The organism is Tepidamorphus sp. 3E244 (genome assembly GCF_046159835.1).
Classification (GTDB): Bacteria; Pseudomonadota; Alphaproteobacteria; order Rhizobiales; family Tepidamorphaceae; genus JACKJK01.
In genome coordinates, this window is sequence record NZ_JBJXCY010000002.1 from 158,940 (window position 1) to 180,439 (window position 21,500).

The 21,500-nt window shown below is 64.5% G+C and carries 22 protein-coding genes; 6 read left to right on the forward strand and 16 right to left on the reverse strand.

The annotated features are described in order from the left end of the window. Window positions 1-122: 122 nt before the first annotated feature. From ACKTEK_RS09595 to flgB, 9 genes are all read right to left on the reverse strand, one after another. Window positions 123-572: a VOC family protein gene (locus ACKTEK_RS09595; protein WP_409165067.1), complete on the reverse strand. Its 450-nt coding sequence runs from the start codon at window positions 570-572 to the stop codon at window positions 123-125. 29 nt (window positions 573-601) lie between these two features. After that, window positions 602-1,681 (reverse strand): recombinase RecA, encoded by a 1,080-nt coding sequence (gene recA / locus ACKTEK_RS09600; RefSeq protein WP_409165068.1) that lies wholly within the window; start codon window positions 1,679-1,681, stop codon window positions 602-604. Between the two features lie 154 nt (window positions 1,682-1,835). Then, window positions 1,836-4,397, reverse strand: a complete 2,562-nt coding sequence (gene cckA / locus ACKTEK_RS09605) for a cell cycle histidine kinase CckA (protein WP_409165069.1) — start codon at window positions 4,395-4,397, stop codon at window positions 1,836-1,838. Window positions 4,398-4,507: 110 nt separating this feature from the next. Further along, a complete protein-coding gene (gene flhB / locus ACKTEK_RS09610) occupies window positions 4,508-5,584 on the reverse strand; it encodes a flagellar biosynthesis protein FlhB (protein ID WP_409165070.1) in 1,077 nt (358 codons plus the stop codon). Between the two features lie 18 nt (window positions 5,585-5,602). Then, window positions 5,603-6,367, reverse strand: coding sequence for a flagellar biosynthetic protein FliR (gene fliR / locus ACKTEK_RS09615; RefSeq protein WP_409165071.1), 765 nt, complete (start codon window positions 6,365-6,367; stop codon window positions 5,603-5,605). Window positions 6,368-6,378: 11 nt separating this feature from the next. Then, window positions 6,379-6,642, reverse strand: a complete 264-nt coding sequence (gene fliQ / locus ACKTEK_RS09620) for a flagellar biosynthesis protein FliQ (RefSeq protein WP_409165072.1) — start codon at window positions 6,640-6,642, stop codon at window positions 6,379-6,381. A 37-nt stretch (window positions 6,643-6,679) separates the two neighbouring features. Then, entirely contained in the window at window positions 6,680-7,006 is a 327-nt protein-coding gene (locus ACKTEK_RS09625; protein ID WP_409165073.1) for a flagellar hook-basal body complex protein FliE, read from the reverse strand. A 46-nt stretch (window positions 7,007-7,052) separates the two neighbouring features. Continuing rightward, entirely contained in the window at window positions 7,053-7,463 is a 411-nt protein-coding gene (flgC, locus tag ACKTEK_RS09630; RefSeq protein WP_409165074.1) for a flagellar basal body rod protein FlgC, read from the reverse strand. Window positions 7,464-7,475: 12 nt separating this feature from the next. Further along, entirely contained in the window at window positions 7,476-7,919 is a 444-nt protein-coding gene (flgB, locus tag ACKTEK_RS09635) for a flagellar basal body rod protein FlgB (RefSeq protein ID WP_409165075.1), read from the reverse strand. Window positions 7,920-8,194: 275 nt separating this feature from the next. Between flgB and ACKTEK_RS09640 the strand changes: the two genes are divergently transcribed. Beyond that, window positions 8,195-8,992 (forward strand): hypothetical protein, encoded by a 798-nt coding sequence (locus ACKTEK_RS09640; RefSeq protein ID WP_409165076.1) that lies wholly within the window; start codon window positions 8,195-8,197, stop codon window positions 8,990-8,992. A gap of 4 nt (window positions 8,993-8,996) precedes the next feature. Next, complete coding sequence (gene fliP, locus ACKTEK_RS09645) at window positions 8,997-9,821, forward strand: flagellar type III secretion system pore protein FliP (RefSeq protein WP_409165077.1); 825 nt, start codon at window positions 8,997-8,999, stop codon at window positions 9,819-9,821. An 8-nt stretch (window positions 9,822-9,829) separates the two neighbouring features. On the opposite strand, the gene ACKTEK_RS09650 is transcribed toward fliP, so the two are convergent. The 5 genes from ACKTEK_RS09650 to ACKTEK_RS09670 all read right to left on the reverse strand — a co-directional run bounded on the left by ACKTEK_RS09650 (window position 9,830) and on the right by ACKTEK_RS09670 (window position 16,394). Continuing rightward, the gene (locus ACKTEK_RS09650; RefSeq protein WP_409165078.1) at window positions 9,830-13,402 is read right to left on the reverse strand and encodes a tetratricopeptide repeat protein; all 3,573 of its coding nucleotides are present in this window, start codon (window positions 13,400-13,402) and stop codon (window positions 9,830-9,832) included. Between the two features lie 138 nt (window positions 13,403-13,540). Beyond that, a complete protein-coding gene (locus ACKTEK_RS09655; protein WP_409165079.1) occupies window positions 13,541-14,254 on the reverse strand; it encodes a MotE family protein in 714 nt (237 codons plus the stop codon). Continuing rightward, window positions 14,251-14,718 (reverse strand): DUF6468 domain-containing protein, encoded by a 468-nt coding sequence (locus ACKTEK_RS09660; RefSeq protein ID WP_409165080.1) that lies wholly within the window; start codon window positions 14,716-14,718, stop codon window positions 14,251-14,253. Before ACKTEK_RS09660 ends, ACKTEK_RS09655 begins: the two co-directional genes overlap by 4 nt. After that, window positions 14,718-15,881, reverse strand: coding sequence for a flagellar motor switch protein FliM (fliM, locus tag ACKTEK_RS09665; RefSeq protein WP_409165081.1), 1,164 nt, complete (start codon window positions 15,879-15,881; stop codon window positions 14,718-14,720). The genes ACKTEK_RS09660 and fliM overlap by 1 nt, the downstream gene beginning before the upstream one ends. A 6-nt stretch (window positions 15,882-15,887) precedes the next feature. Then, on the reverse strand, window positions 15,888-16,394 hold the full coding sequence (locus ACKTEK_RS09670) for a flagellar basal body-associated FliL family protein (RefSeq protein ID WP_409165082.1): 507 nt from the start codon (window positions 16,392-16,394) through the stop codon (window positions 15,888-15,890). Between the two features lie 301 nt (window positions 16,395-16,695). Between ACKTEK_RS09670 and flgF the strand changes: the two genes are divergently transcribed. From flgF to flgH, 4 genes are read left to right on the forward strand one after another with little or no spacing between them, the layout of a single operon-like run. Next, the gene (gene flgF / locus ACKTEK_RS09675) at window positions 16,696-17,436 is read left to right on the forward strand and encodes a flagellar basal-body rod protein FlgF (protein WP_409165083.1); all 741 of its coding nucleotides are present in this window, start codon (window positions 16,696-16,698) and stop codon (window positions 17,434-17,436) included. A gap of 55 nt (window positions 17,437-17,491) precedes the next feature. Next, window positions 17,492-18,277, forward strand: coding sequence for a flagellar basal-body rod protein FlgG (flgG, locus tag ACKTEK_RS09680; protein ID WP_409165084.1), 786 nt, complete (start codon window positions 17,492-17,494; stop codon window positions 18,275-18,277). A 20-nt stretch (window positions 18,278-18,297) separates the two neighbouring features. Beyond that, window positions 18,298-19,326, forward strand: coding sequence for a flagellar basal body P-ring formation chaperone FlgA (gene flgA, locus ACKTEK_RS09685; RefSeq protein WP_409165085.1), 1,029 nt, complete (start codon window positions 18,298-18,300; stop codon window positions 19,324-19,326). A 26-nt stretch (window positions 19,327-19,352) separates the two neighbouring features. Continuing rightward, window positions 19,353-20,129, forward strand: a complete 777-nt coding sequence (gene flgH / locus ACKTEK_RS09690; protein ID WP_409165086.1) for a flagellar basal body L-ring protein FlgH — start codon at window positions 19,353-19,355, stop codon at window positions 20,127-20,129. 212 nt (window positions 20,130-20,341) lie between these two features. Here flgH and dksA read toward each other — a convergent pair whose 3' ends face one another. Together dksA and ACKTEK_RS09700 are read right to left on the reverse strand one after the other, a co-directional pair. Beyond that, window positions 20,342-20,758 carry an RNA polymerase-binding protein DksA gene (gene dksA / locus ACKTEK_RS09695; protein ID WP_409165087.1) on the reverse strand — a complete coding sequence of 139 codons (417 nt, stop codon included), beginning with the start codon at window positions 20,756-20,758 and terminating at the stop codon, window positions 20,342-20,344. A gap of 125 nt (window positions 20,759-20,883) precedes the next feature. Continuing rightward, entirely contained in the window at window positions 20,884-21,309 is a 426-nt protein-coding gene (locus ACKTEK_RS09700) for a flagellar assembly protein FliX (protein WP_409165088.1), read from the reverse strand. Window positions 21,310-21,500: the final 191 nt, after the last annotated feature.

Below are 21,500 nucleotides of genomic sequence, written 5' to 3' on the forward strand. Positions count from 1 at the left end.
GCCGGGCATCCGCGAATGGATCGAAGGATGTGCGTCCTATTTAGCCAGCGGCAAAGACTGTGTCCATCGCAGTGAAAGTCCGAATGAACCTCTGGCCTTGCCGCGGTTCCGCACGACGCAGATCAGGTACCCGCTGAGGCATCCGGCATGGTAACGCGACCATCGTCCGCGATGGTCCAGAACGGGTTGTGGGCGACCTCCCACACATGACCGTCCGGATCGCCGAAATAGCCGGAATACCCACCCCAGAAAGTTTCTTTCGCAGGCTTGAGAATCGCAGCCCCGAAATGCCCGGCCTCGGCCAGCACGGCATCGACCTCGGCGCGTGACCGGCAATTGTGAGCGAGCGCCACGCCACCGAAGCCGGACGCGGATACGGCGCCATCTTCGATGCCTGCATCAGCGGCAAGTTCGGTGCGCGGCCACAGTGCGAGGATCATGCCCGCCAACTGGAAGAAGACAACGCCATCAGGACCCGGATGGCGCTGCCATCCGAGTCCCTGTTCGTAGAAATTCGCGGATCGTTGAAGATCACCGACGCCCAGCGTGACAAGAGAAAGCCGCTGCTCCATGACCCTGTCTCTCCGCTCGCTTCGTTGCCTTATGCCTCGGCAGCGTCGTCGTCCTCGCCGGGATCTTCGCCCAGCATCTTGTCGGCTATCAGACCAGCGCCCTGGCGAACCTTGCGCTCGATCTCCTCGGCAACTTCCGGGTTCTCGCGCAGGAAGTTCTTGGCGTTCTCGCGACCCTGTCCGAGCCGCTGGCTGTCATAGGAGAACCACGCGCCGGACTTCTCGACGATGCCACCCTTCACGCCAAGGTCGATCAGCTCGCCAAGACGCGAGATGCCTTCACCATACATGATGTCGAACTCGACCTCGCGGAACGGCGGAGCCACCTTGTTCTTCACGACCTTCACGCGGGTGTGGTTGCCGACAACCTCGTCGCGGTCCTTGATCGCGCCGATGCGGCGAATGTCGAGGCGCACGGACGCGTAGAACTTCAGCGCGTTGCCGCCGGTCGTCGTTTCCGGGCTGCCATACATGACGCCGATCTTCATGCGGATCTGGTTGATGAAGATGACGATGCACTTGGACTTGTTGATGGAGCCGGTGAGCTTGCGCAGTGCCTGGCTCATCAGGCGTGCCTGGAGACCGGGGAGCTGGTCGCCCATCTCGCCTTCCAGTTCCGCACGCGGGGTGAGCGCTGCCACCGAATCGATGACCACCATGTCGATGGCCCCGGAACGCACCAGCGTGTCGGCTATTTCAAGCGACTGTTCGCCGGTATCGGGCTGGGAGATCAGCAAGTCATCGACCTGCACACCAAGCTTGCGGGCATAGACGGCATCAAGCGCATGCTCGGCATCGACGAAGGCGCAGATGCCGCCGCGCTTCTGCGCTTCGGCCACGCAGTGTAGCGCAAGCGTCGTCTTGCCTGAGGATTCCGGCCCGTAAATCTCGATGATGCGTCCGCGAGGAATACCGCCGATGCCCAGTGCAAGGTCGAGACCGAGCGAGCCGGTGGGGATCGACTGGACCTCCACCACCTGCCCGTCCTTGCCGAGCCTCATGATCGAGCCCTTGCCGAACTGCCGTTCGATCTGGCCGAGTGCGGCTTCCAGAGCCTTGGTCTTGTCCATAGAGCCACCTTCCACGAGGCGAAGCGTTGATTGCGCCATCAGATTCGTCCCTTCTCTACCACATTCGCGCCAAGAGCAGATCACTCTTGCGGACCAGACCTTTTGCCCGGCGCCACGGAAGCGCCTGACAGGTATGTACACGAAATGTTCTAGTAGAACAAGTAGAGAACACGCTTCTCGGAGATGAAGCGCTCTAGTCCTGCGACATCACCGTTTTCACGGTCTCCGCGAGGGTCTTCAGGTTGAAGGGCTTGGGCAGGAAGTGGAATGTCTCGTTCTCGTCGAGATTGCGCTTGAAGGCGTCGTCCGCGTAGCCCGAGACGAAGATGATCTTCAGTTCCTTGTTGGTCTTGCGCATCTCGCGCAGCATTGTCGGACCGTCCATTTCCGGCATCACCACGTCGGAGAGTACGAGGTCCACCTTGCCGCCCATTTCCGCCATCCGGTCGAGGGCCTCAAGGCCGGTCGCGGCCTCCACCACCGTGTATCCGGCAGCCGACAGCGCGCGCGCGGCGAAGGCACGCACGGCGTCTTCATCCTCCACGATGAGGATTGCACCCTGACCGGTGAGGTCCTTGATTTCCGCCTTCGCCACTTGGCCCGCGGAGCCGGCGTCGCTCGCCTCGCAGCGCGGCAGGAAGATGCGGAACGTGGTGCCTGCGCCCACTTCCGAGTCGCAGAAGATGAAGCCGCCCGTCTGCTTCACGATGCCGTATACGGTCGAAAGTCCAAGCCCTGTCCCCTTGCCTACTTCCTTCGTCGAGAAGAACGGATCGAATATCTTGTCCATGATGTCGCGCGGAATGCCGGTTCCGGTGTCGTGCACTTCCGTCAGCACGTAATCGCCTTCCGGCAGCAGGGCGTGGTTGAAGTCTGCCGTATCCTCTGCCGGGACATTGCGCGTGTTGATGACGAGCTCACCGCCGTCGGGCATTGCGTCGCGCGCGTTCACCGCGAGATTGATGATGACCTGTTCGAGCTGTGTCAGGTCCGCCTTCACCGGCCACAGGTCACGCCCGCGCCCGAGCTCCAGCTTGACCTTCGCACCGATCAGGCGGCGCAGGAGAACAGCAAGCTCCGAGATCGCGTCGTTGAGGCGCAGCACCTGCGGACGCAGGGTCTGGCGGCGCGAGAAGGCGAGAAGCTGGCGCACGAGGCCTGCCGCGCGCTGCGCGTTCTCCTTGATCGACTTGATGTCGTTGAAGGACGGGTCGGTGGTGGAATGGCTGGCCAGCAGCAGGTCGGAAAAGCCGATGATGGCGGTGAGCACGTTGTTGAAATCGTGCGCGATGCCACCGGCAAGCTGGCCGACCGCCTGCATCTTCTGGCTCTGGGCGAACTGCTCTTCCAGCGCCTTCTGCTCTGTGATGTCGAGTGCGTAGACAATAGCCGACTCGCCGTCGCCTTCCGCATCCCCCACCGGCGTCACGAAGAAACGCGCCTTGCGCTTGTCTTGGCCCGCAAGCTGAACGTCCACCGGCTCGAAGTCGGAGACGCCGCCAACCGCCCGCTCCACGTGCTCGCGAAGCGCTGCCTGGTCGGCTTCCGCCACCGTGTCGTAGATCGAGGCCCCGCGCGGTCCGGCGCCTTCAGAGGCATTGGCCAGCAGTGCACCGAAGGTCTGCGCGAACGGCGCATTGGTGCGCTGGGTGCGGCCTTCCGCGTCGATGGTCGCGATGGAGAACGGCGAGGAGTTGAAGAAGCGCGCAAAGCGCACTTCCACCGCGCGCAGCGGGTCGGCCTCGTCCCCGGTCGCGGAGCGGTTGAGCACGAGCGTGCGCGAGGGGATCGCCGTGCCGTCCGGCTGGTAGGCGACCTTGTGCACGAGCCGCACGGGCAATGATTTGCCGTTGCGGCGCAGCAGGTCGAGGTCGAAGGTCTCAGTGCGCACTTCCCCCGGTGCGGGCGCAAGGTGGTTGATGAGGGCGGCCCCGTCACCGGAGACGAGCTGCGCCAGCGGCACGGTCCCGCGCTCGAAATCGCCAAGGTCGCGCCCCAGCCATGCAGCCAGCGTCGCGTTGATATAGACGATGTTGCCGCTGCCATCGATCGACAGGAAGCCCGCCGGCGCGTGGTCGAGATAGTCGATCGCGCCCTGCAGTTCGACGAAGGCGTTTTCCTGCCGTTCCCGGTCGCGGGTGATGTCGGAGACCTGCCACACGCGCTTGGACCCGCTCGGCGAACCGGACTCCACCAGCGGCTGAACGCGCACACGGTACCAGACGGTGTCGGGCTCCTCGTCCTCGAGCACACGGCGCTCGATGCGCAGGTCTTCCTGGTGCGGGCGTCCTTCGGCCGCGGCCTGGCTCAGGCGGTAGATCTGTTCGGAGATGTCGCGTTCGCCCGCAAAGAACCGCTCCACGGTCTTCACGTCGGCAAGGCCCTCCGCGCCGGTCAGGCTGCGATAGGCAGCGTTTGCCTGCAGGATGCGCCCGTCACGGTCGCTGACGAGGATGCCCTCCGGCACGCTTTCGGCGACGTTGGAGGCGGCACCCGCGCCAGCTGCGCCCGAAACCGGGCGGATCATGCCGACGGCCAGCGCAAACAGCAGGAACACGCCGGCAACGGCAAGGATCGCGAGCAGGCCGAGGATCACCGGCCGCGCGGTTTCGCGGTCGAGAAACGCAACCGACACGGCAACCGCCATGAGGGCACCGGCCAGCAGCAGCACCCAGCCGATGCTGTTGCGCGAGCCACCGCCCTGCTTGCCGCCGGAAAGCCCGCCGTCCCCATCGAGCTGCGCAATGTCCGCCATGGCCTTCTAGCCCTTCTCCGCGAAGCGATTCTGCCTGTGTCTCTTGTCTACCACATGCGCGCGCGTGCTTTGACTAGCGCAACGGCGCTTTTTGCGCCTGCCCTCGCCGCTCAGGCGCGCCACGCGCGGCGGCGCTTCTGGCGCAGCACGAAGCTGACAACCTGCGCCACGGCCTTGTAGTGATCCGGGTCGATCGGCTGGTCGATGTCGACGCTGGCATGCAGCGCACGCGCAAGCGGCGGGTTTTCCACGATGGGCACGTCGCAGTCGCGCGCCAGCGTGCGGATGCGCAGCGCCACCGCATCCACGCCCTTCGCGACGCAGACCGGCGCCGGCATCCCGTCCTCGTATTTCAGTGCCACCGCGTAGTGCGTGGGGTTGGTGATGACGACAGTTGCGTCCGGCACGTTGGACATCATGCGCTGGCGTGACTTCTCAGACCGGATCTGGCGCAGCTTCGCCTTGACCATCGGGTCGCCTTCGGCCTGCTTGTACTCGTCCTTCACCTCCTTCTGCGTCATGCGCTGCTTCTTGAAGTAGGTGTGCTGCTGGTAGGCGAAGTCGGCTGCGGCAACCAGCGTCATGACGGCGATCGTCGCCAGCATCAGCTTCAGCCCGAGCATGGACGCCGTTTCGAGAATCGCCGGGATGCCCGCTGCGACCAGCGTGTCGAAGCGCCCGCTTTCGGGCCAGATCACCGCGACCATCACCAGTCCGACGATGGAAATCTTGGCAATGCCCTTCACGAAGTTGACGAGGCTCTGGGAGGAGAAAAGCCGCTTGAAGCCGGCAATGGGCGAAATCTTCTGAAGCTTCGGCTTGATGGTCTCCGCCGTCAGCAGGAAACCGTGCTGGATGGCGTTTCCGGCAATCGCCGCAATGATCAGCAGCAGCATCGGGATCGCCACCGCGGAGACGACGGACAGCGCGATGTCGCTGCCGAGCGCGCGCACGCCCATGCCGTCCACCGAGATCTTGTCGGCGTGCTGGAAGATGCCCTTCAGGTAGAGGGCGAGATCCTGCGCGGCATTGCCGCCGAAGATGAACAGCGCCATGGCGGAGGCAACGAGAACGAACCACGTGGAGACTTCCTGGCTCTTGGGGACATCACCCTTGCGGCGTGCCTCCAAGAGCTTTCGCTCCGATGGGTCCTCGGTTTTCTCGGCGTCGTCGACGTCATCTGCCATTCAACGTGTTCCCGGCGTCTATCCAAGCCCGAGGAAGGGCCGGATCGCCTGTTCGATGTGGCTCAGGTACCAGGTCATGATCGCGCCGAGCACGCCTGCGAGCATGATGAAGCCGACCATGATGTTGGCTGGCATGGCGATGAAGAAGATCTGGATCTGCGGCATCAGGCGCGAGAGCAGCCCGAGGCCGAGATAGAACACCAGTCCGAATACGAGGAACGGCGCCGCCACCTGCACCGAGATGGCGAACATGCCCGACACGACCTCGATGACCGCCTGCAGGAGGTCGCCCGTCGGCAGTACCTGCCCCGGCTCGAAAATCTCGTAGGACGTGACCAGCGCCATGATGAACAGGTGATGCAGGTCGGTCGCGAAGATCAGCGTCAGGGCCAGTAGCGAAAGGAACGTGCCGACCAGCGCGCCCTGCTGGCCCTGCGTCGGGTCCGCGCTCACCGCGAAACCGAGGCCCATCTGGAAGGCGATGGCAGAACCTGCCGTCTGCATCGCGGCCAGCAGCAGCCGCGCCGTCATGCCGATGACGAACCCGGTCAGCATCTCGCTGGCGCCAAGCAGCGCGATCCCGAAGAGCGTGTCCGGTATCGCCGGCATCCTTGAGGCGGTGATCGGGTAGAACAGCAGCGTCAGCGCCAGCGCGAGCACGAGCCGGATGTTCACCGGCACGGCGCGGTCGCCAATGGCCGGCATCAGCATGACGAGCATGCCCATGCGCGCGAAGATCAGCAGGAAGACGGCCGCGACCTGCGGCAGGAAGTCGACCGTCATGTTGCCCCGCCTCAGATGCCGATGATGCTGTCCGCGATGCGGTCCATGAAACCGGACATCGCCTGCCCCATGAACGGAAGTGCGACAATCATCGCAACGAAGATCGCGATGATCTTCGGCACGAAGACCAGCGTCATTTCCTGGATCTGCGTCAGCGCCTGAACAAGGGCGATGGCGACACCGACGACCAGCCCGACGATCATGATCGGTGCCGACACGATGATCAGCGTCCAGATGGCGTCGCGCGCCAGGTCGAGTACTTCAGGTCCGTTCATGGAACTCTCCAGCGGCCACTATGACCGAGTCGCGCCGTTAGATGGGCATCCGCATGATCTGCTCATAGGCGCCGATTACCTTGTCGCGCAGCCCCACCAGCGTTTCCACGGCAAGCTCCGTCTCCGAGATCGCGGTCACCACGTCGACGAGGTCGGCCTTGCCGGCAACCGCGGCGGCGCTGACCTTGTCGGCGCTCTGCGCCTGGTCGCCCACGTCGTTGACGGCATCGGCCACCATGTTGGCGAAGCTCTGTGGTGAGGCTCCACCGGCGGAATCAAGCGCGCTCGGCGTTGCGTCCTTGAGCGTCTTGGCCGCCTGCTGGGCGATGTTGGAATAGGCATTGGCTGCGCCGAGGGGTGTCATGGAAGCCTCTTAGAATTCAGGTCAGCAGTGAGTTCAGGTCAGCGGTTCAGGCCCGCAGGATGTCGAGGGTGCGCATCACCATTCGCCGGGTCGACGAGATGACGTTCAGGTTGGCTTCGTAGGAGCGCTGCGCCTCGCGCATGTCCATGCTCTCGACCAGCGAATTGACGTTCGGCACCTTCACGTAGCCGTTCTCGTCGGCGGCCGGGTGACCGGGCTCCAGCTTGATGCCGAAATCGGTGCGGTCGCGGTCGATCTTGGAAAGCTCCACCGTGCGCGCGCCGAGGTCGCGGTCCATCAGCGACTTGAACACCGGGATCTTGCGCCGGTACGGGTCTTCGCCCGGCCGGGTGCCGGTGGAATCGGCGTTGGCCAGGTTTTCCGCGATGACGCGCATCCGGCCCGACTGGGCCTTCAGCCCGCTGGCCGCGACCATGATGCTCTTCATGATGTCCATGGATCGTCTCCTTTAGGCCGAGCGCCCGACGGCGCGCTTCATGATGGAGATGCCGCGTGTATAGATGCTGGACACGATCTGATGGTCGATCTGGTTCTGCGCGATCTTCATCATCTCGTCTTCCAGCACCACGGCGTTTCCTTCCGGCGTAGTCTCGAAACTGTCGCGGCTTGTCGCCTTGAAATCCATCGACAAGGACAGCCCCGCCAGATGCATCGACTGAGTCCGCACCGGCCCCATCGGCGCACCGGGAATCGGCGAACCGCCCGCACTCCCCGCACTCGTTGCCGTCGGCGGCTGCAGCATGCGGGAAAAGTCGGGCGCTTTGAGATCGCGCGCGCCGTAGCCCGGCGTCTCCGCATTCGCAACGTTCTGCGCCAACAGCACCTGACGCTCGTTGTGGTAGCGGATCTTCGTCTTCAGCGCGCTCAGGATCGGCAGGTCGAAGAAGGACATGTCGCGGTTTTGCCCAGTTCGTCATGAAGGAAACCGGGCAAAGATTGCCGGGTGCATGGTTAACAGGTCGTTAAGAGATTTCGCTTTCTGTTAACCTCACCGTGCAAGCGAACCGTTTCAGGCTTTATGGGCCTGGTGGTTGGCGGGTTAACGAAGGTCAGGCGGATTGGGGAAAATTCTGCCGGGTCGCGTTAACCTGTCGGGGCAGGCGATGATTCGCCGTGACGCCGTGGCGTGGGTTCAGGGGCCGAACCCGGCGGTGGGAGGACAGTTTAATGCAGTACATCGAGCAGCTTCTGGGCGTGGAACTTGGCCTGCCCGGCCGCTTCATCATCGCCTTCGTGACGGTGATGATCCTGATCGCGCTGAGCGCGGCACTCATCCGCGGTTTCGCCGGCATGCGGGGCAATCCGGGCGGCAGCCGCAAGGGTCGCAAGACGCGTCTGGCCGTGGGGGAATGGATCGCTGTCGACGACAAGCGCAAGCTCGTCCTCGTGCGCCGTGACAATGTCGAACACCTGCTGCTGATCGGCGGTGGGGCCGACATCGTGGTGGAATCCGATACCGGCAGCTTGAAACAGCAGAACACGGCGCCCTCGCCGCGCCCGGCACCGCCGCCGGACGTGCTGGAGCCGCCCGAAGAGCCGCGCCAGCCGGCCCTCGACATGACCTACCGCTCGCCGCTGCGCACACCGCGCCAGCCCGAGAGCGAGACCGCTCAGCCGGCGCGCATGGAGCCTGCCGCGCCGGCCGTTGCAGCACCCGCCGCACCGGTAGCAGCCGCACCTGCTTTCGCGCCGTCCATCACCCCGGCAGACGAGCCGGCTGCGTCTTCGGAAGGAGATGCCGGCATCGACGACGTGGCCGAGCGTGCGATCGCCGAGGCGCTCGACTTCAGCCCTGCGGTCAAGGCACAGCCGTCCCAGTCGCCGCAGGCGAGCACCGCTCCGCGCACGCCCATGGCGGGCGGCGGCGCGCCCGCGCGCAAGCCCTTCGCGCCGTTCAAGCGCCGCAAGGAAACGGACGACGGTCTCGAAGATGCCCTGATGAAGGAACTGGGATCAGGAAATTGAGCGCATGCGCGCCAGCGGCACACCGTTGCCCGGCCCCCAGGCCAGCGACACCGGCTCTCGCGCCTTGAGTGCAGAGCCGGGCACGCCTCGCCGCGTCCGCATCTTCCGTTTCACCTACCTGATCGCCATCTGCGCGCTGTTTGTCGCGCTGCCGGTGCATGCGCAGGAAGTCACGCTCGACTTCTCTCCCGGCACCGGGCTGAACGAGCGCGCGCTCCAGCTCATCGCGCTCATCACGGTGCTCAGTCTCGCACCCTCGATCCTGGTGATGGTGACCTCCTTCACCCGCATCGTGGTGGTGCTGTCGCTGCTGCGCACGGCCATCGGCCTGCAGACCGCGCCGCCCAACTCGGTGATGGTGTCGCTCGCGCTGTTTCTGACCGGCTTCATCATGTACCCGGTCTTCCAGCAGGCCTATGACGAGGCGATCACGCCGCTGGTCAATGAAGAGATCGAGATCAACGAGGCCTTCAATCGCGGCATCGTCCCGTTCCGCACATTCATGCTGGCCCACGTGCGCGAGAAGGATCTCGAGCTGTTCATCGACATGTCGCAGGCCGAGCAGCCAGAGAACCCCGACGACGTTGCCCTGCAGGTCCTCGTCCCGGCCTTCATGATCTCCGAGCTGCGGCGCGCCTTCGAGATCGGCTTCCTGCTCTTCGTGCCCTTCATCGTGATCGATCTCGTCGTCGCCTCCATCCTCATGTCCATGGGCATGATGATGCTGCCGCCAGTGATCATCTCACTGCCGTTCAAGCTCATATTCTTCGTGCTGGTGGACGGGTGGAGCCTCGTCGCCGGGTCGCTCGTGCGCTCCTACACGGGGTAGCGCGGGGCCTAGCTGCTCGGCTGCGGCGAGATTTCAAAGCGCGTCTTGTACTCGTCGATGAAGGCATCCAGCGTGTCGGTGCTGGCAATGCTGGCGACGACTTCACGGATGTTGCCCGCCGCTTCCGGCAAGCCGCCGGTGACAACGTCGAAGGCGGTCGAGTCCCGCGTTCCGGCCATCAGCCCGGCGAACTTCGACCGCACGCGACCCAGCCCGAGATTGTCGCCCGCCAGCGAATAGGCAATCGCCATGCGCATAACGTCGTAGCGTTCCGATTCCGTAAGAGGGCGCGAGTCGGCCCAGCGCCGCTCCAGCAGCCGGTCGAGTTCATCGCCCGCGCTCTGCCAGTCTTCAGCCTGCCACAGCGCGTCGGCCTTCAGGCGCGCCACGTCGTTGCCCTCGACGGTGGACAGCAGGTCCACGGCGAGGTCGGCGCGGCCCGTTTCGGACAGCGCGCGCGCTTCCAGCACGGTGCGCTGGTTCTTCACGTCCTGCGGCAGCACGGCCTGCCGGGTGCGCACGAGAACGGCCAGTGCCTTTTCCGGCTTGCGGTTCATCAGGTGGACGAGCGCCAGCTTGGCGGCAATCTGGGCGCGCGCTGCACCGTGCAGGCGATTGTCGACCTGGTGCTCCAGCAGCTGGGCTGCCTGCGCCAGCAGATCCACCTCGATGAGGCGGTCGGCCAAGGCACGGATCATCGCATCGCCGCGCTCGCCCACCGGGGTCATTTCGCGGAAATCGTAGTAGAGCGCCAGCGCCTCGATGGGGGGCATCTCGCCGGTCTTGCCGGAAATGAAGAGGTCGGCGAAGACGCCGTCGAGTTCGGATTCCAGCGCCCGGGTGATCGGCGAATCCGCGTCCGAAATCGCCGCGACCTTCATCAGTTCGAATGCCCGACGGAAATCGTCCTTCTCGACGTAGAGCTTGGAAAGCGTTGCAAGCGTGCTGAGTTCGATGGCGTCGCCGCGCCACGAAATCGCCAGCGCTTCCAGCTTGTCGATGGCCTCGTCGATGGTGATTGCGCCAGTGCGGTGCTGAAGCGAAACCATACGGAGCGTGGTTTCGGCCTCCAGCTTGCGGTCGCCGGACTTCGCCGCGCGTCCATAGGCTGCAAGCGCCTGTTCGCTGCGCCCGGAGCGCTCGTTGAGCCAGCCCCAGAGCATCAGCAGTTCGCCGTCGGCTTCCACGTTGCCGACCAGCGCTTCGGCGGCGCCGATGTTGCGGGTGGCCATTTCCATGTCGCCGACTTCCAGCGCCACGCGGCCTGCCGCAAGGCGGAATTCTAGCTGGCGGCGCGAAGAATAACCGCCGATGGCCGGCTCGCCCTCGATGAAGGCGAGCGTGGCGGAGGGCCAGTCGGCAAGGCTCATGTGGGCTAGCCCGCGCCATAGCGAGATATCGCCGCTGTCACCAAGCTTGAACGTATCGAATTCGCGCAAGGCCTCGCGCCCGCGTCCCATCAGGACGCTGCTCACGCCAAGCAAGGCGCGGAAGGATGGGTCCGGGCCGATCTGCGGGTCTTCGTCCTGCGCGTAACGCAGCATTCCCAGGCCCTCGGCTGCGAGATCGGACGCCAGGTAGAGACGTGCAAGGCGCAGCCGGCCGGCCGTACGCTCTTCTTCGGGAAGATCGGTGACAGCCTGCTGCGTGCGGGCGATCAGCTTGGCGATGCCGTCGTCACCGGAGAGTTCCTCGTTCTCGATGGAGACGTAGCCGGGGCGCTGATGGTTGCCCATGGCGCGGCTTGCGGATTCGTATGTCGCAGGCCCGCCACCGGACAGGGTCAGACCGTTGGAGCGGGTGATGCGGACCCCCTGTTCCACGATGGCGACATCGACGTCATCCGCCAGCGGCTGGACCAGCGCGCCGTGAATGGTCGGCTCGACCTGGAATTCCACGAAATCCTGTGGCTTGTAGACCGCGCGCGGCGGCCCGAAGGCGGTGACGACCTTCATGGTCGTACCCCGGTCGGGGTCTTCGATGTCGCGCACGCTGTTGGCCGTCACGAGGTCGATATCGACAACGCCCTCGTTCTTCTCGTTGACGGTGCGCTCGACGTTGAGCGGACGCGGCGGCGACAGCACCAGGTCCCCAAGCGAGACGACCCAGGAGTTTTCCTCCAGCGACGAAGAGACCAGCCGGTTGTCGCGCAGGGTCAGCCGGATGAGCTGCTCCATGCCCGAGCGCGAATAGTCCACATCCTTGACGAGGCTCTGAAGGTCCTGGCGCAGGACGCGGATATCGACCGGCAGTGCGAGGTCGAACGCGATCCACACATGCTTGCCGCGCGCAACGACGGCGCTCGCGGTGGGCTGGTGGAACGGGAACTTGATGTTGACCAGCGAGCCCGACAGGCGAACTTCGGGCGTCACGCGGGCAGCCGCAGAGAATGCGTCCACGGAGCGGTCGCCCGTCATGTCGGGTTCCGGCTCGGATTTCGACTTTGCAGCCGTGGCGGCAGGCTGGACGGCCTTCGGCTTCGGGCGTGTCGCGGAGAGCTCCGCGATGGCCTGGTCCGCAGCAGTCGATGAGCCGTCGATGGCGACATCGCCGGATGGCTCGTCCATCGCGGTCGCGGAATAGTTGTCCGGTGCAAACGGTTGCTGACTCTGGCGAATGGCCGGCGCTTCGGGCTTGTCGTCGGGTTCGGAAACCGTCTGGTTGTTGCTGACGGCGACCGAGAGCCCGCCCGCGGCGGTCTCTTCAACCGGCCTCGTTTCGAGAGGATTGCGTGCACCGGCCCAGTCGGGATTGGTCACGTCGATGATGTAGGTGTCGCCTTCCGGGAAGCCGCGCACGTTGGCAAGCGGGTCCACGGACAGTTGCACCCGCAACCCACCGTCGGCGGAAAAGCCGGAAGAGACATCGGTCACCCATTCCGGCATCCGCGCCTTCAGCGCGCCGGCATTGATCTTGCCGGGATGCTGGAAGTCTGCCGTGACACGCTCACCGTCGCGCTCGACGCGCGCAGCGGTCGGCTCGCCCCAATCGAATACGAGCCGCGTGAACGTCGCCAGTTCGCCGATGCGCACGTTGATCGGTTTTGCAGAAGCAATGCGAGAGGCCTTGCGCTCCTCGGCACGGCGCTGCTCGGTGTTGCGCGCGCGCTCGGCGAGTTCGTCGATGATTTCCTGCGGCAGTGCGGGCGGCAGGCCCTGCCAGGTCGTCGGCAGCAGGTCGACGATGACCTTTTCCGCAGCCTCCATCATGTTGACGTTGTAGGCCGCAGCCAGCGCGAAGCGCGCGCCCTTGCCGTCGGGGTCGGTTCGCGCCGCGCCGATATAGGCCGACAGGGTCGTCGGCACCTTGGCAACATCGAGCTTCACGGACTTGGGAAAATTCAGCACCACGACGCCAGGCGTCGCGCGCAGCTTGATCTTCATCGGCTCGGGGAACGTGAAGATCAGCCGCCCGAAACCGTTGCCCTGCAACGCCTCCACCTTGGCGGGCTGCTGGGCCTGCGCGGGCGAGACGGCGAAAACGACAAGGCAGGACATGACCACGCCCACCGCCACACACAGCGCGCGAATGGCGGCTGCGAGGCGCTTCGCGCGCCCGATTGGCATGGCGTGAACGGTCATACTCGGTCCGGCTACTCAAGGTTACGCATGTCCGGACACAGGGGTCACCTGAGCCGCACTCCGCACAAAATAGCCGGTTTGAAGTAAATGCCCGCTTAAGCGCGTGTCAGACCGCCGCAACGGCAGGCAACAGACACGTCAGTTGGGCTGGGTGCCGATGATCTGCGGCAAGTCCTCGACCTTCATCGCGTCGGGTACGGCGTTTGCGCGGTTCATCAGCGCAACCGTGAGGCGTTCCGCACCCTCGGGCGTCATCTTGGCCACGATCTCGGCCATGTTGCGCGGATCGATACCGGCGGCAACCTCGACGAGGGCCTGCGTGTCGAGCCGGTCGAACACCGCCGCCGCATCCTTCGGCTTCATCGCCTGGTACATGTCGACCAGGTTCTTGAAGCGTTCCTTTTCCTCTTCCTCGCGCTTGGAAAGGGTCGCGTTCAGACGGCTTTCAAGCTCTTTCAGTTCGGAAAGGCGCTGCTCGATCCGCATTTCGGCCGCCTTAAGCAGGTTCTCGCGCATCTTCAGGTCGGTCTCGAACTTGTCGAGTTCCTGTCGGCGCTCGCTCAGCCGGGAATTGATCGCGTCTTCCGCCGTCGGCGGCGGGGTGTCGACGAGGTTGATCGCCGGCTCGTCCTTGTCATCGGCCTTGGCAGGTTTCTTCTCGGCCTCGTCGGTGTCCGCCTGTGTGTCCTGCGCAAAGGCGATGCGCGCGCCGCTGACGGCGCCCGGCGCATCAATCGCGATCTGCACGCCCTTCAACACGAAAAGCGCCGCTGCCGCGGCAATCAGCACGGGCAGCAGGCGGATTTCGCGTGTGGCAAGCGAGGCGACGCGCTGGAACACGGGCAGGCTCATGCGGCACGGCCCTCGTCATTGCTGAAGCGCAGGCCACCCAGCCCGAGGCGCTTGCGGGCAGCGGCGACATCGGCCGGATCACGCTTGTCGGAGCGCAGCGGCGTCAACGTTGCGTGCTGCGTGTCGCTGGCATCGCGCGCGGCAGCGCAAATCTGCTTGAGCCGGTCGAGCACCATCTCGGCGGCATCCGTCTGGTCATGCAGCGCACCGGTCAGCTTCTCGGCATGGCGCATCCGCGACCCCAGCGCCCGGTCCCACTCGCTGGCGGAAGACTTCAGCGTCTGGATGGCCTTGTCGGCCTTGGCGGTGGCATCAATGAGATCGGTGACGAGTTCCTTCATCTCGGTCTCGTCTGCCCGCAAACGTTCCAGCTTACGGTTCAGGCCGACGCAATAGATGATGGTGACCAGCAGCAGGCCAGCCACGACCAGTTCGACCAGAACACCCACGAAACTACCGCCCATTATCCGTCTCCTGCCATTTGTTCGGCTTTTTCGAAGGCCGCATATGTCATCTTCGGGCGGCGCAAGGGGCTTGCCACCTGCACCGCAATCTTGTCGCCAATACGGCCCACGCGACCGTCGGTCATCACCACGTCGCCGCACTTCAGCTTGACGAGATCGTCGGGCCGCATGTCGAGCGGGATCATGTCGCCGACCGCGAATTTCATGGTGCGCGACAACGGCAGGTCCACCTCGAACAGCACCGCGTCCAACTGCGCGTGCGCGGCCCACAACTCGCTTGCAAGGTGGCCTTCCCACGTCGGGTCGCGGCCGAACTTTTCGCCCATGAACATCTGCAGCAGCAGGCCGCGAATGGGTTCGATCGTCGCGTAGGGAAGCAGCACCTCGACATTGCCGCCGCGGTCTTCCATGTCGACGCGCAGCCGCACCAGGATGGCGGCGTTCGCGGGCCGGGCAATGGCTGCAAACCGCGGGTTCGTTTCAAGGCGCTCGATGTTGAAATGCACCGGCGACAGCGGGCTGAACGCATCGTCCATGTCGGCCAGGATGACTTCCATCATCCGGCGGATCAGGTTGGACTCGATGGTGGTATAGGGCCGGCCCTCCACGCGAAGTTGTCCCTGTCCGCGCCGCCCCCCGAGCAGCACGTCCACCATCGCGTAGATGAGGCCGGATTCGACCGTGATCAGGCCGTAGTTGTCCCATTCCTCGGCCTTGAAGACGCCGAGCATGGCGGGCAGCGGAATGGCGTTGAGATAGTCGCCGAACCGGATCGACACGAGACCGTCGAGCGAGACTTCCACGTTGTCCGACGTGAAGTTGCGCAGCGAGGTCGTCATCAGGCGCACGAGCCGGTCGAACAGGATTTCCAGCATCGGCAGGCGCTCGTAGGAAACGAGCGCCGAGTTGATGATGGCGCGGATACCCTGCCGCTCTTCGCGGCTCAGTTCCTCGACGTTGAAGCCGAGGAGGTTGTCGATTTCGTCCTGGTTGAGAACGCGTTCCGCGCCCTTGGAGCTTTCCGCCTGCTTGGACGGCTCATCGATCATCGACTCCCAGGCCGAAGCCATGCCGTCCTGATCGACGCCTCCGGAACCGTCCTCGTCGTCGAGGTCGGCGCCCCAGGCGGCGGCCAGTTCGTCCTGATCGACCGGATCTGCCATGATGCCCTACTGAACGATGATTTCGCGGAACAGCACCGTGTCGATACTGCGCGGGTAGATTGCGATGTTGACGCGGCGCGTCAGTTCTTCCTTGAGCCGGTGCATGCCGGCGGAACCGTCGAGATCGGTGGAGCGCAGTTCGCGCAGGTAGACCTGGAACGCGTCCATCAGGCGCGGCTCGACCGGCCGCAGCGTCTGCACAACGTTCTCGTCCGACATCTCCAGCGACACGCGCACCTTGAGGTAGCGCTGCTTCTTGTCGGGCGAATTCAGGTTCACGACCATTTCCGGCAGGTCGTAATAGAAGGAGGGCTTCGCCTCCGTGGCCTCGGCGACGTCTTCATAGTCACCACCGCCGCCACCGAAGAAGCCCATGAACCAGGCCGCGCCGGCACCGCCGCCGATCAGCACGAGGGCTGCGACGCCGACCAGCACCAGCTTGGGCAGCTTGCGCTTCGTGGGCTCGTCTTCCTGGCCGTCCTCGGCCTCGACCTGCGCTTCTTCGTCAGCCATCGAACCTGTCCGGGATTTGCCGCCCGGGAATCTCTCAACCGGGCCGTTTGCCTATGTCCGAAGCTAGGGTCGAATTGGTTAACGAAAGGTTTCCAAATCCTTGTCAGGGGGAAATTTTTGCCGGGTCAAACTTTCCCCTCCCGGCGGAATTTGCTGAGCGCGGAGCGGCTCGAAAACCCTACAAGCTATTGATTTTATTGTGTTTCATATGTTGGCACGGCACATGCTTAATGAATGGTGAGCGCTGTTCTTGCCGTTTGGCGGCGCTCGTTGGGGAGCACCAAACGGTTAACGCGGGCCAATGGAAAACGCACTTCTCATAGGCTTGTCCAGGCAAGTGGCATTGCGCCGCGAGATGGACGTAATCGCCAACAACGTCGCCAACCTCGGCACGACCGGCTTCAAGAAGGAAGCCATGCTGTTCGAGGAGTACCAGATGCCGAAGGCGGAATGGACCGCCGACCGTCCGCGCGACCGTGAGCTGTCCTACGTTCACGACCTCGCGACGATCCGGGACTACTCCCCCGGCGCCATGGTGCAGACGGGCAACCCGCTCGATGTCGCGATCAACGGCGAGGGTTGGTTCGTCGTCAACACGCCGGTCGGCGAGCGATACACCCGCAATGGTGCCTTTCTGCTGAACCAGGCCGGCGAACTCGTCACCAACGAGGGCTACCAGGTGCTCGGCGAAGGCGGTCCCATGACCTTCGGTACCGAGGACACCGACATCGCGATTGCCTCCGACGGCACGGTGTCGTCGGCAGCCGGCAACAAGGGCCGTCTGCGGGTGGTGGAATTCGAGACCAACATGGTGTTGCGCCCGGAGGGCTCCAGCCTGTTCACAACCGATGCGCAGGCGACGATCGCGGTGGCGCCGCGCGTCGCGCAGGGCGTGATCGAGAAGTCGAACGTCCAGCCGATCCTCGAGATCAGCCGGATGATCGAGGTCAACCGCGCCTACCAGTCTCTCGCCAACACGCTCGAAAAGGCGGACCAGCTTCGCCGCAACGCAATCGGCAAGCTCGCGGACATTCCGTCCTGACGATTTGACGCGCCGTGCGGGCCTCGCTGCCCCGGCAAAGTGAAAGGACAAGACCATGAAAGCCCTCAACATCGCCGCCACCGGCATGATGGCCCAGGAGCTGAACGTCGAAGTCATCTCCCACAACGTCGCCAACATGCGCACCACCGGCTTCAAGCGCCAGCGTGCGGAATTCCAGGACCTGCTCTACGAGAACCTGCGCCGTATGGGTTCGGTCACCTCCGATGCCGGGACCATGGTTCCCGCCGGTGTGCAGATCGGCATGGGCGTGAAGACCGCAGCCACGCCGCGCGTCATGAGCCAGGGCAGCATCAACCTCACCGAGAAGGACCTCGACATCGCCATCCGCGGCGAGGGCTTCTTCCGCATCCAGCTTCCCGACGGCTCCACAGCCTATACCCGCGCCGGTTCCTTCGAACTGGATGCCAACGGCCTGCTGGTCACCGTCGACGGCTACCAGGTCGAGCCGGGCATCACCGTTCCCAACAACGCTCGCGACATCTCGATCGCCGCAGACGGCACGGTCGAGGTGCTGATCGACGGCGAAACCGCCGCCACCCAGCTCGGCCAGCTCCAGCTTGCCCGCTTCATCAACAAGTCGGGGCTGGAAGGCATCGGCGACAACCTCTTCCTCGAAACGGCGGCCAGCGGCACGCCGCAGGTCTCCACCCCCGGTGACACCGGTTTCGGCTCTCTCCTCCAGAACCATCTGGAACAGTCGAACGTGAACCCGGTCACCGAGATTTCGGACCTGATCGCCGCCCAGCGCGCCTACGAAATGAACGCGCGCATCATCTCCGGAGCCGACGAAATGCTCCAGGCCACCGCCAACCTGCGCTGACGCTGAAAGGAACCGGACCCATGGATTCCCGCATTCTCGCCGTTCACTTCCACTTCGGCATCGTCGCCCGCGCAGCCGTTACCGCGCTGGTCCTGCTCGGTGTCGTCCTCAGCGCCAGCAAGGTCTACGCGCAAGGTGCCGCCAGCAAGGTCACCCTGCGCTCCACCGTCACCGTCAGCGAAGCGATCGTCCATCTCGGCGACCTCGTGGACGATGCCGGCGACCTTGCCGATATCCAGTTGTTCCGCGCCCCCGCGCCGGGCACCAGCGGCACCGTGCAGGCAAGCCGCGTCGTGGAGGCCATCCGCGCCCACGGCATCGCTATCGTCGAGACGCGCGGCATCACCGAAGTGGTCGTTGCCCGCGCCGGCCGCGCGGTCACCCGCAGCGAGATCGCCAGCGCCATCGCCGACGAGCTGATCCACCGCGGACACGCCCGCGACATCATTAATCTGGAAGTGCGCCTCGACTCCGGCATCAACGGCTTCAACGTGGAAGCCACGGCCAGCGGCCCGGTTCGCATTGTCCAGATCCAGGCCGACCCGCGCGCCCGCCGCTTCTCCGCCCGCATCACCATCGATGGCAGCGCCATCGTGGCGCGCGGCGTGGATGTCTCGGGCTACGCCGAGGAGGTTGCCGACGTCCCCACCCTGTCGCGCTCCATCCAGCGCGGCGAGACCATCTCTCCGGCCGATATCACCGTCGAGCGTCTGCCGGTCTCGATGATCCACGCCGAGGCGGTCCTGTCCGCCGACATGCTGGCCGGCATGGCCGCACGCCGCACGCTGCGCGCCGGTGAGCCGCTGCGCCACCGCGACGTGATGCAGCCGATCATCGTGCGTCGCGACGATGTCGTCGCAATCGTCTTCGAACGTCCCGGACTGACCCTGTCGGTGCGCGGTCGTTCGCTCAGCAACGGGTCGCGTGGCGACGTCGTCGCCATCACCAACCTGCAGTCCAATCGCATCATCCAGGCCGAGATCACCGGCCCTGGCACCGTCACCGTGCGCGGCACGTCGGCACGTCTGGCCACTGCCGCATCCAATTGAACCAGTTCATCTCGGGGGAGCATGACATGACCGATTTCACGACCATCCTCACAGCCGGCGGGCGCATTGCCCGCGCCCTGACCATCCTTGCCGGCGCAAGTGCGCTTGCCGCCTGCTCGGTCGCCGACCGGCTGGCCGATGTCGGCCACGCACCGGCGCTTGCAGCCATCGAGAACCCGACAGCAATGCCCGGTTACCGCCCGGTCTCCATGCCGATGCCCGAGCCCGAGCCGCCAATCTACAACTCCAACGCCCTGTGGCGGACGGGCGCGCGCGCCTTCTTCCGCGACCAGCGCGCCGCCCGCATGGGCGACATCCTGACGGTTCGTGTGGCGATCTCCGATTCCGCCAAAATCTCGAATGCGACCGCGCGCGAGCGCACAGCCAATGACGAGGTCGCCATAAACGGCGCCGCGGGTCTTGAGAACATCATCAACTCGCTGCTGCCTTCCGGCGCATCGGCCTCGGCACTCGTTGACACGCAGACCACGGGCAAGGCCTCGGGTAGCGGTTCGGTCGACCGCAGCGAATCCATCGTCACCAACATCGCCGCTGTGGTGACGCAGGTGCTGCCCAACGGAAACCTCGTGATCGAAGGACGCCAGGAAGTGCGCGTGAACTTTGAAAAGCGCGAACTGGTCGTCGCCGGCATCGTGCGCCCGGAAGACATCGGCGCCGACAACATGATCGACTCCGACAAGATCGCGGAAGCACGCATCGCTTATGGCGGCAAGGGCCAGATCACCGACATGCAGCAGCCACGCTACGGCAGCCAGGTGCTCGACATCCTCCTGCCCTTCTGAGGGCGACCAAGCTTCGGACCGGCGCCACGCTCCCCAAAAAACTGGGGCCGGTCCGGCCAGGCGGCGCGGCGATAGCAGCGCGGGCAGCGCTCCCCAAACCCAGCCCGCATCGATATCGCCGCGCCAGCCTCTCCGGCAGAACAGGCCGCAACAAAAGAAAGGCCGCCCATCGAGGCGGCCTTCGTCATGTCTGGACTGCTGGAACGAGCAGGCTATTCGTCGCGGTACACGCGCTCGCGGCGTTCGTGGCGCTCCTGCGCCTCGATCGAAAGTGTCGCGATGGGGCGGGCATCCAGCCGCTTCAGCGAGATCGGTTCGCCCGTTTCCTCGCAATAGCCGTAGGAGCCGTCCTCAATGCGACGCAGCGCCGCATCGATCTTGGAGATCAGCTTGCGCTGGCGGTCGCGGGCGCGCAACTCGATGGCGCGGTCCGTCTCGCTCGACGCACGATCTGCAATGTCGGGATGGTTGACCGTATCGTCCTGCAGAGCGAGGAGCGTTTCCTTGCTTTCGCGGAGGATATCTTCCTTCCACCGATGCAGCTTGTTCCGGAAGTACTTGACCTGCCGTTCGTTCATGAACGGCTCGTCGTCTCGCGGAACGTAGATTTCTTCAAGCGCGTCGCTCATCCACCGAACCTCCAGAACTCGATACGGCGGGCTTATAATGCGCATCGCCCTCGCGCTCAACCTGTCGCAACGAAAAAATCGATCACGATAAAATCAGGATAAGCCTTGGACTTTGCTTGTCTTTTTCAAAGAAGACCGGGATTGAGCCCACGTTTTGCTAATTCTACTGCTGCGCGAAGCTCAATCTCGTCGAGGATGGAAGCCAGTTGAGGGTCGTCCGCAAGCTGGCGATGGCGGCGAACGAGGTCGCCAAGACGCGTCAGCGCGGCCGGATTGTCGATCCCGGCGATCAGGTCGAGCTTCACCGATTCGAGAAGGTCGAGAAGGTCGTGCCCGCGCTTGAGCGCGCGGCGCTTTCGCTCGCCGCGCTCGTCCACTTCCTGGAGCATCATCAGCGCGTCGATGCCGGCAAGCGAGGTGGCCGCCGAGGTCTTTTGCGTGGCCGCTTTCTCCTCGCCGCCGGAGACGGAAAACCCGCCGCCGTCAGACGAACCCGACCGGCGTCGCGAAGGCGAAGTCGCTGCAATACGCTGGGACGATTCGATCCGCATGACTCTTCGAAAGCGCTCCTGTCGGTCGTGTCGAGAAAGGACCTGTGGCGATGGTTACCTTCTGGCAAGGTTGGTAAACACATGGTTAACACCGGGCAGATTTTGCCCGGCAGCTTCGACCTGCCAAATCGGGTCTGCCGACCGCCCTGACCTTCGGCGATAAAAATTTTCGAACAGTTTCAGAAGCTTAA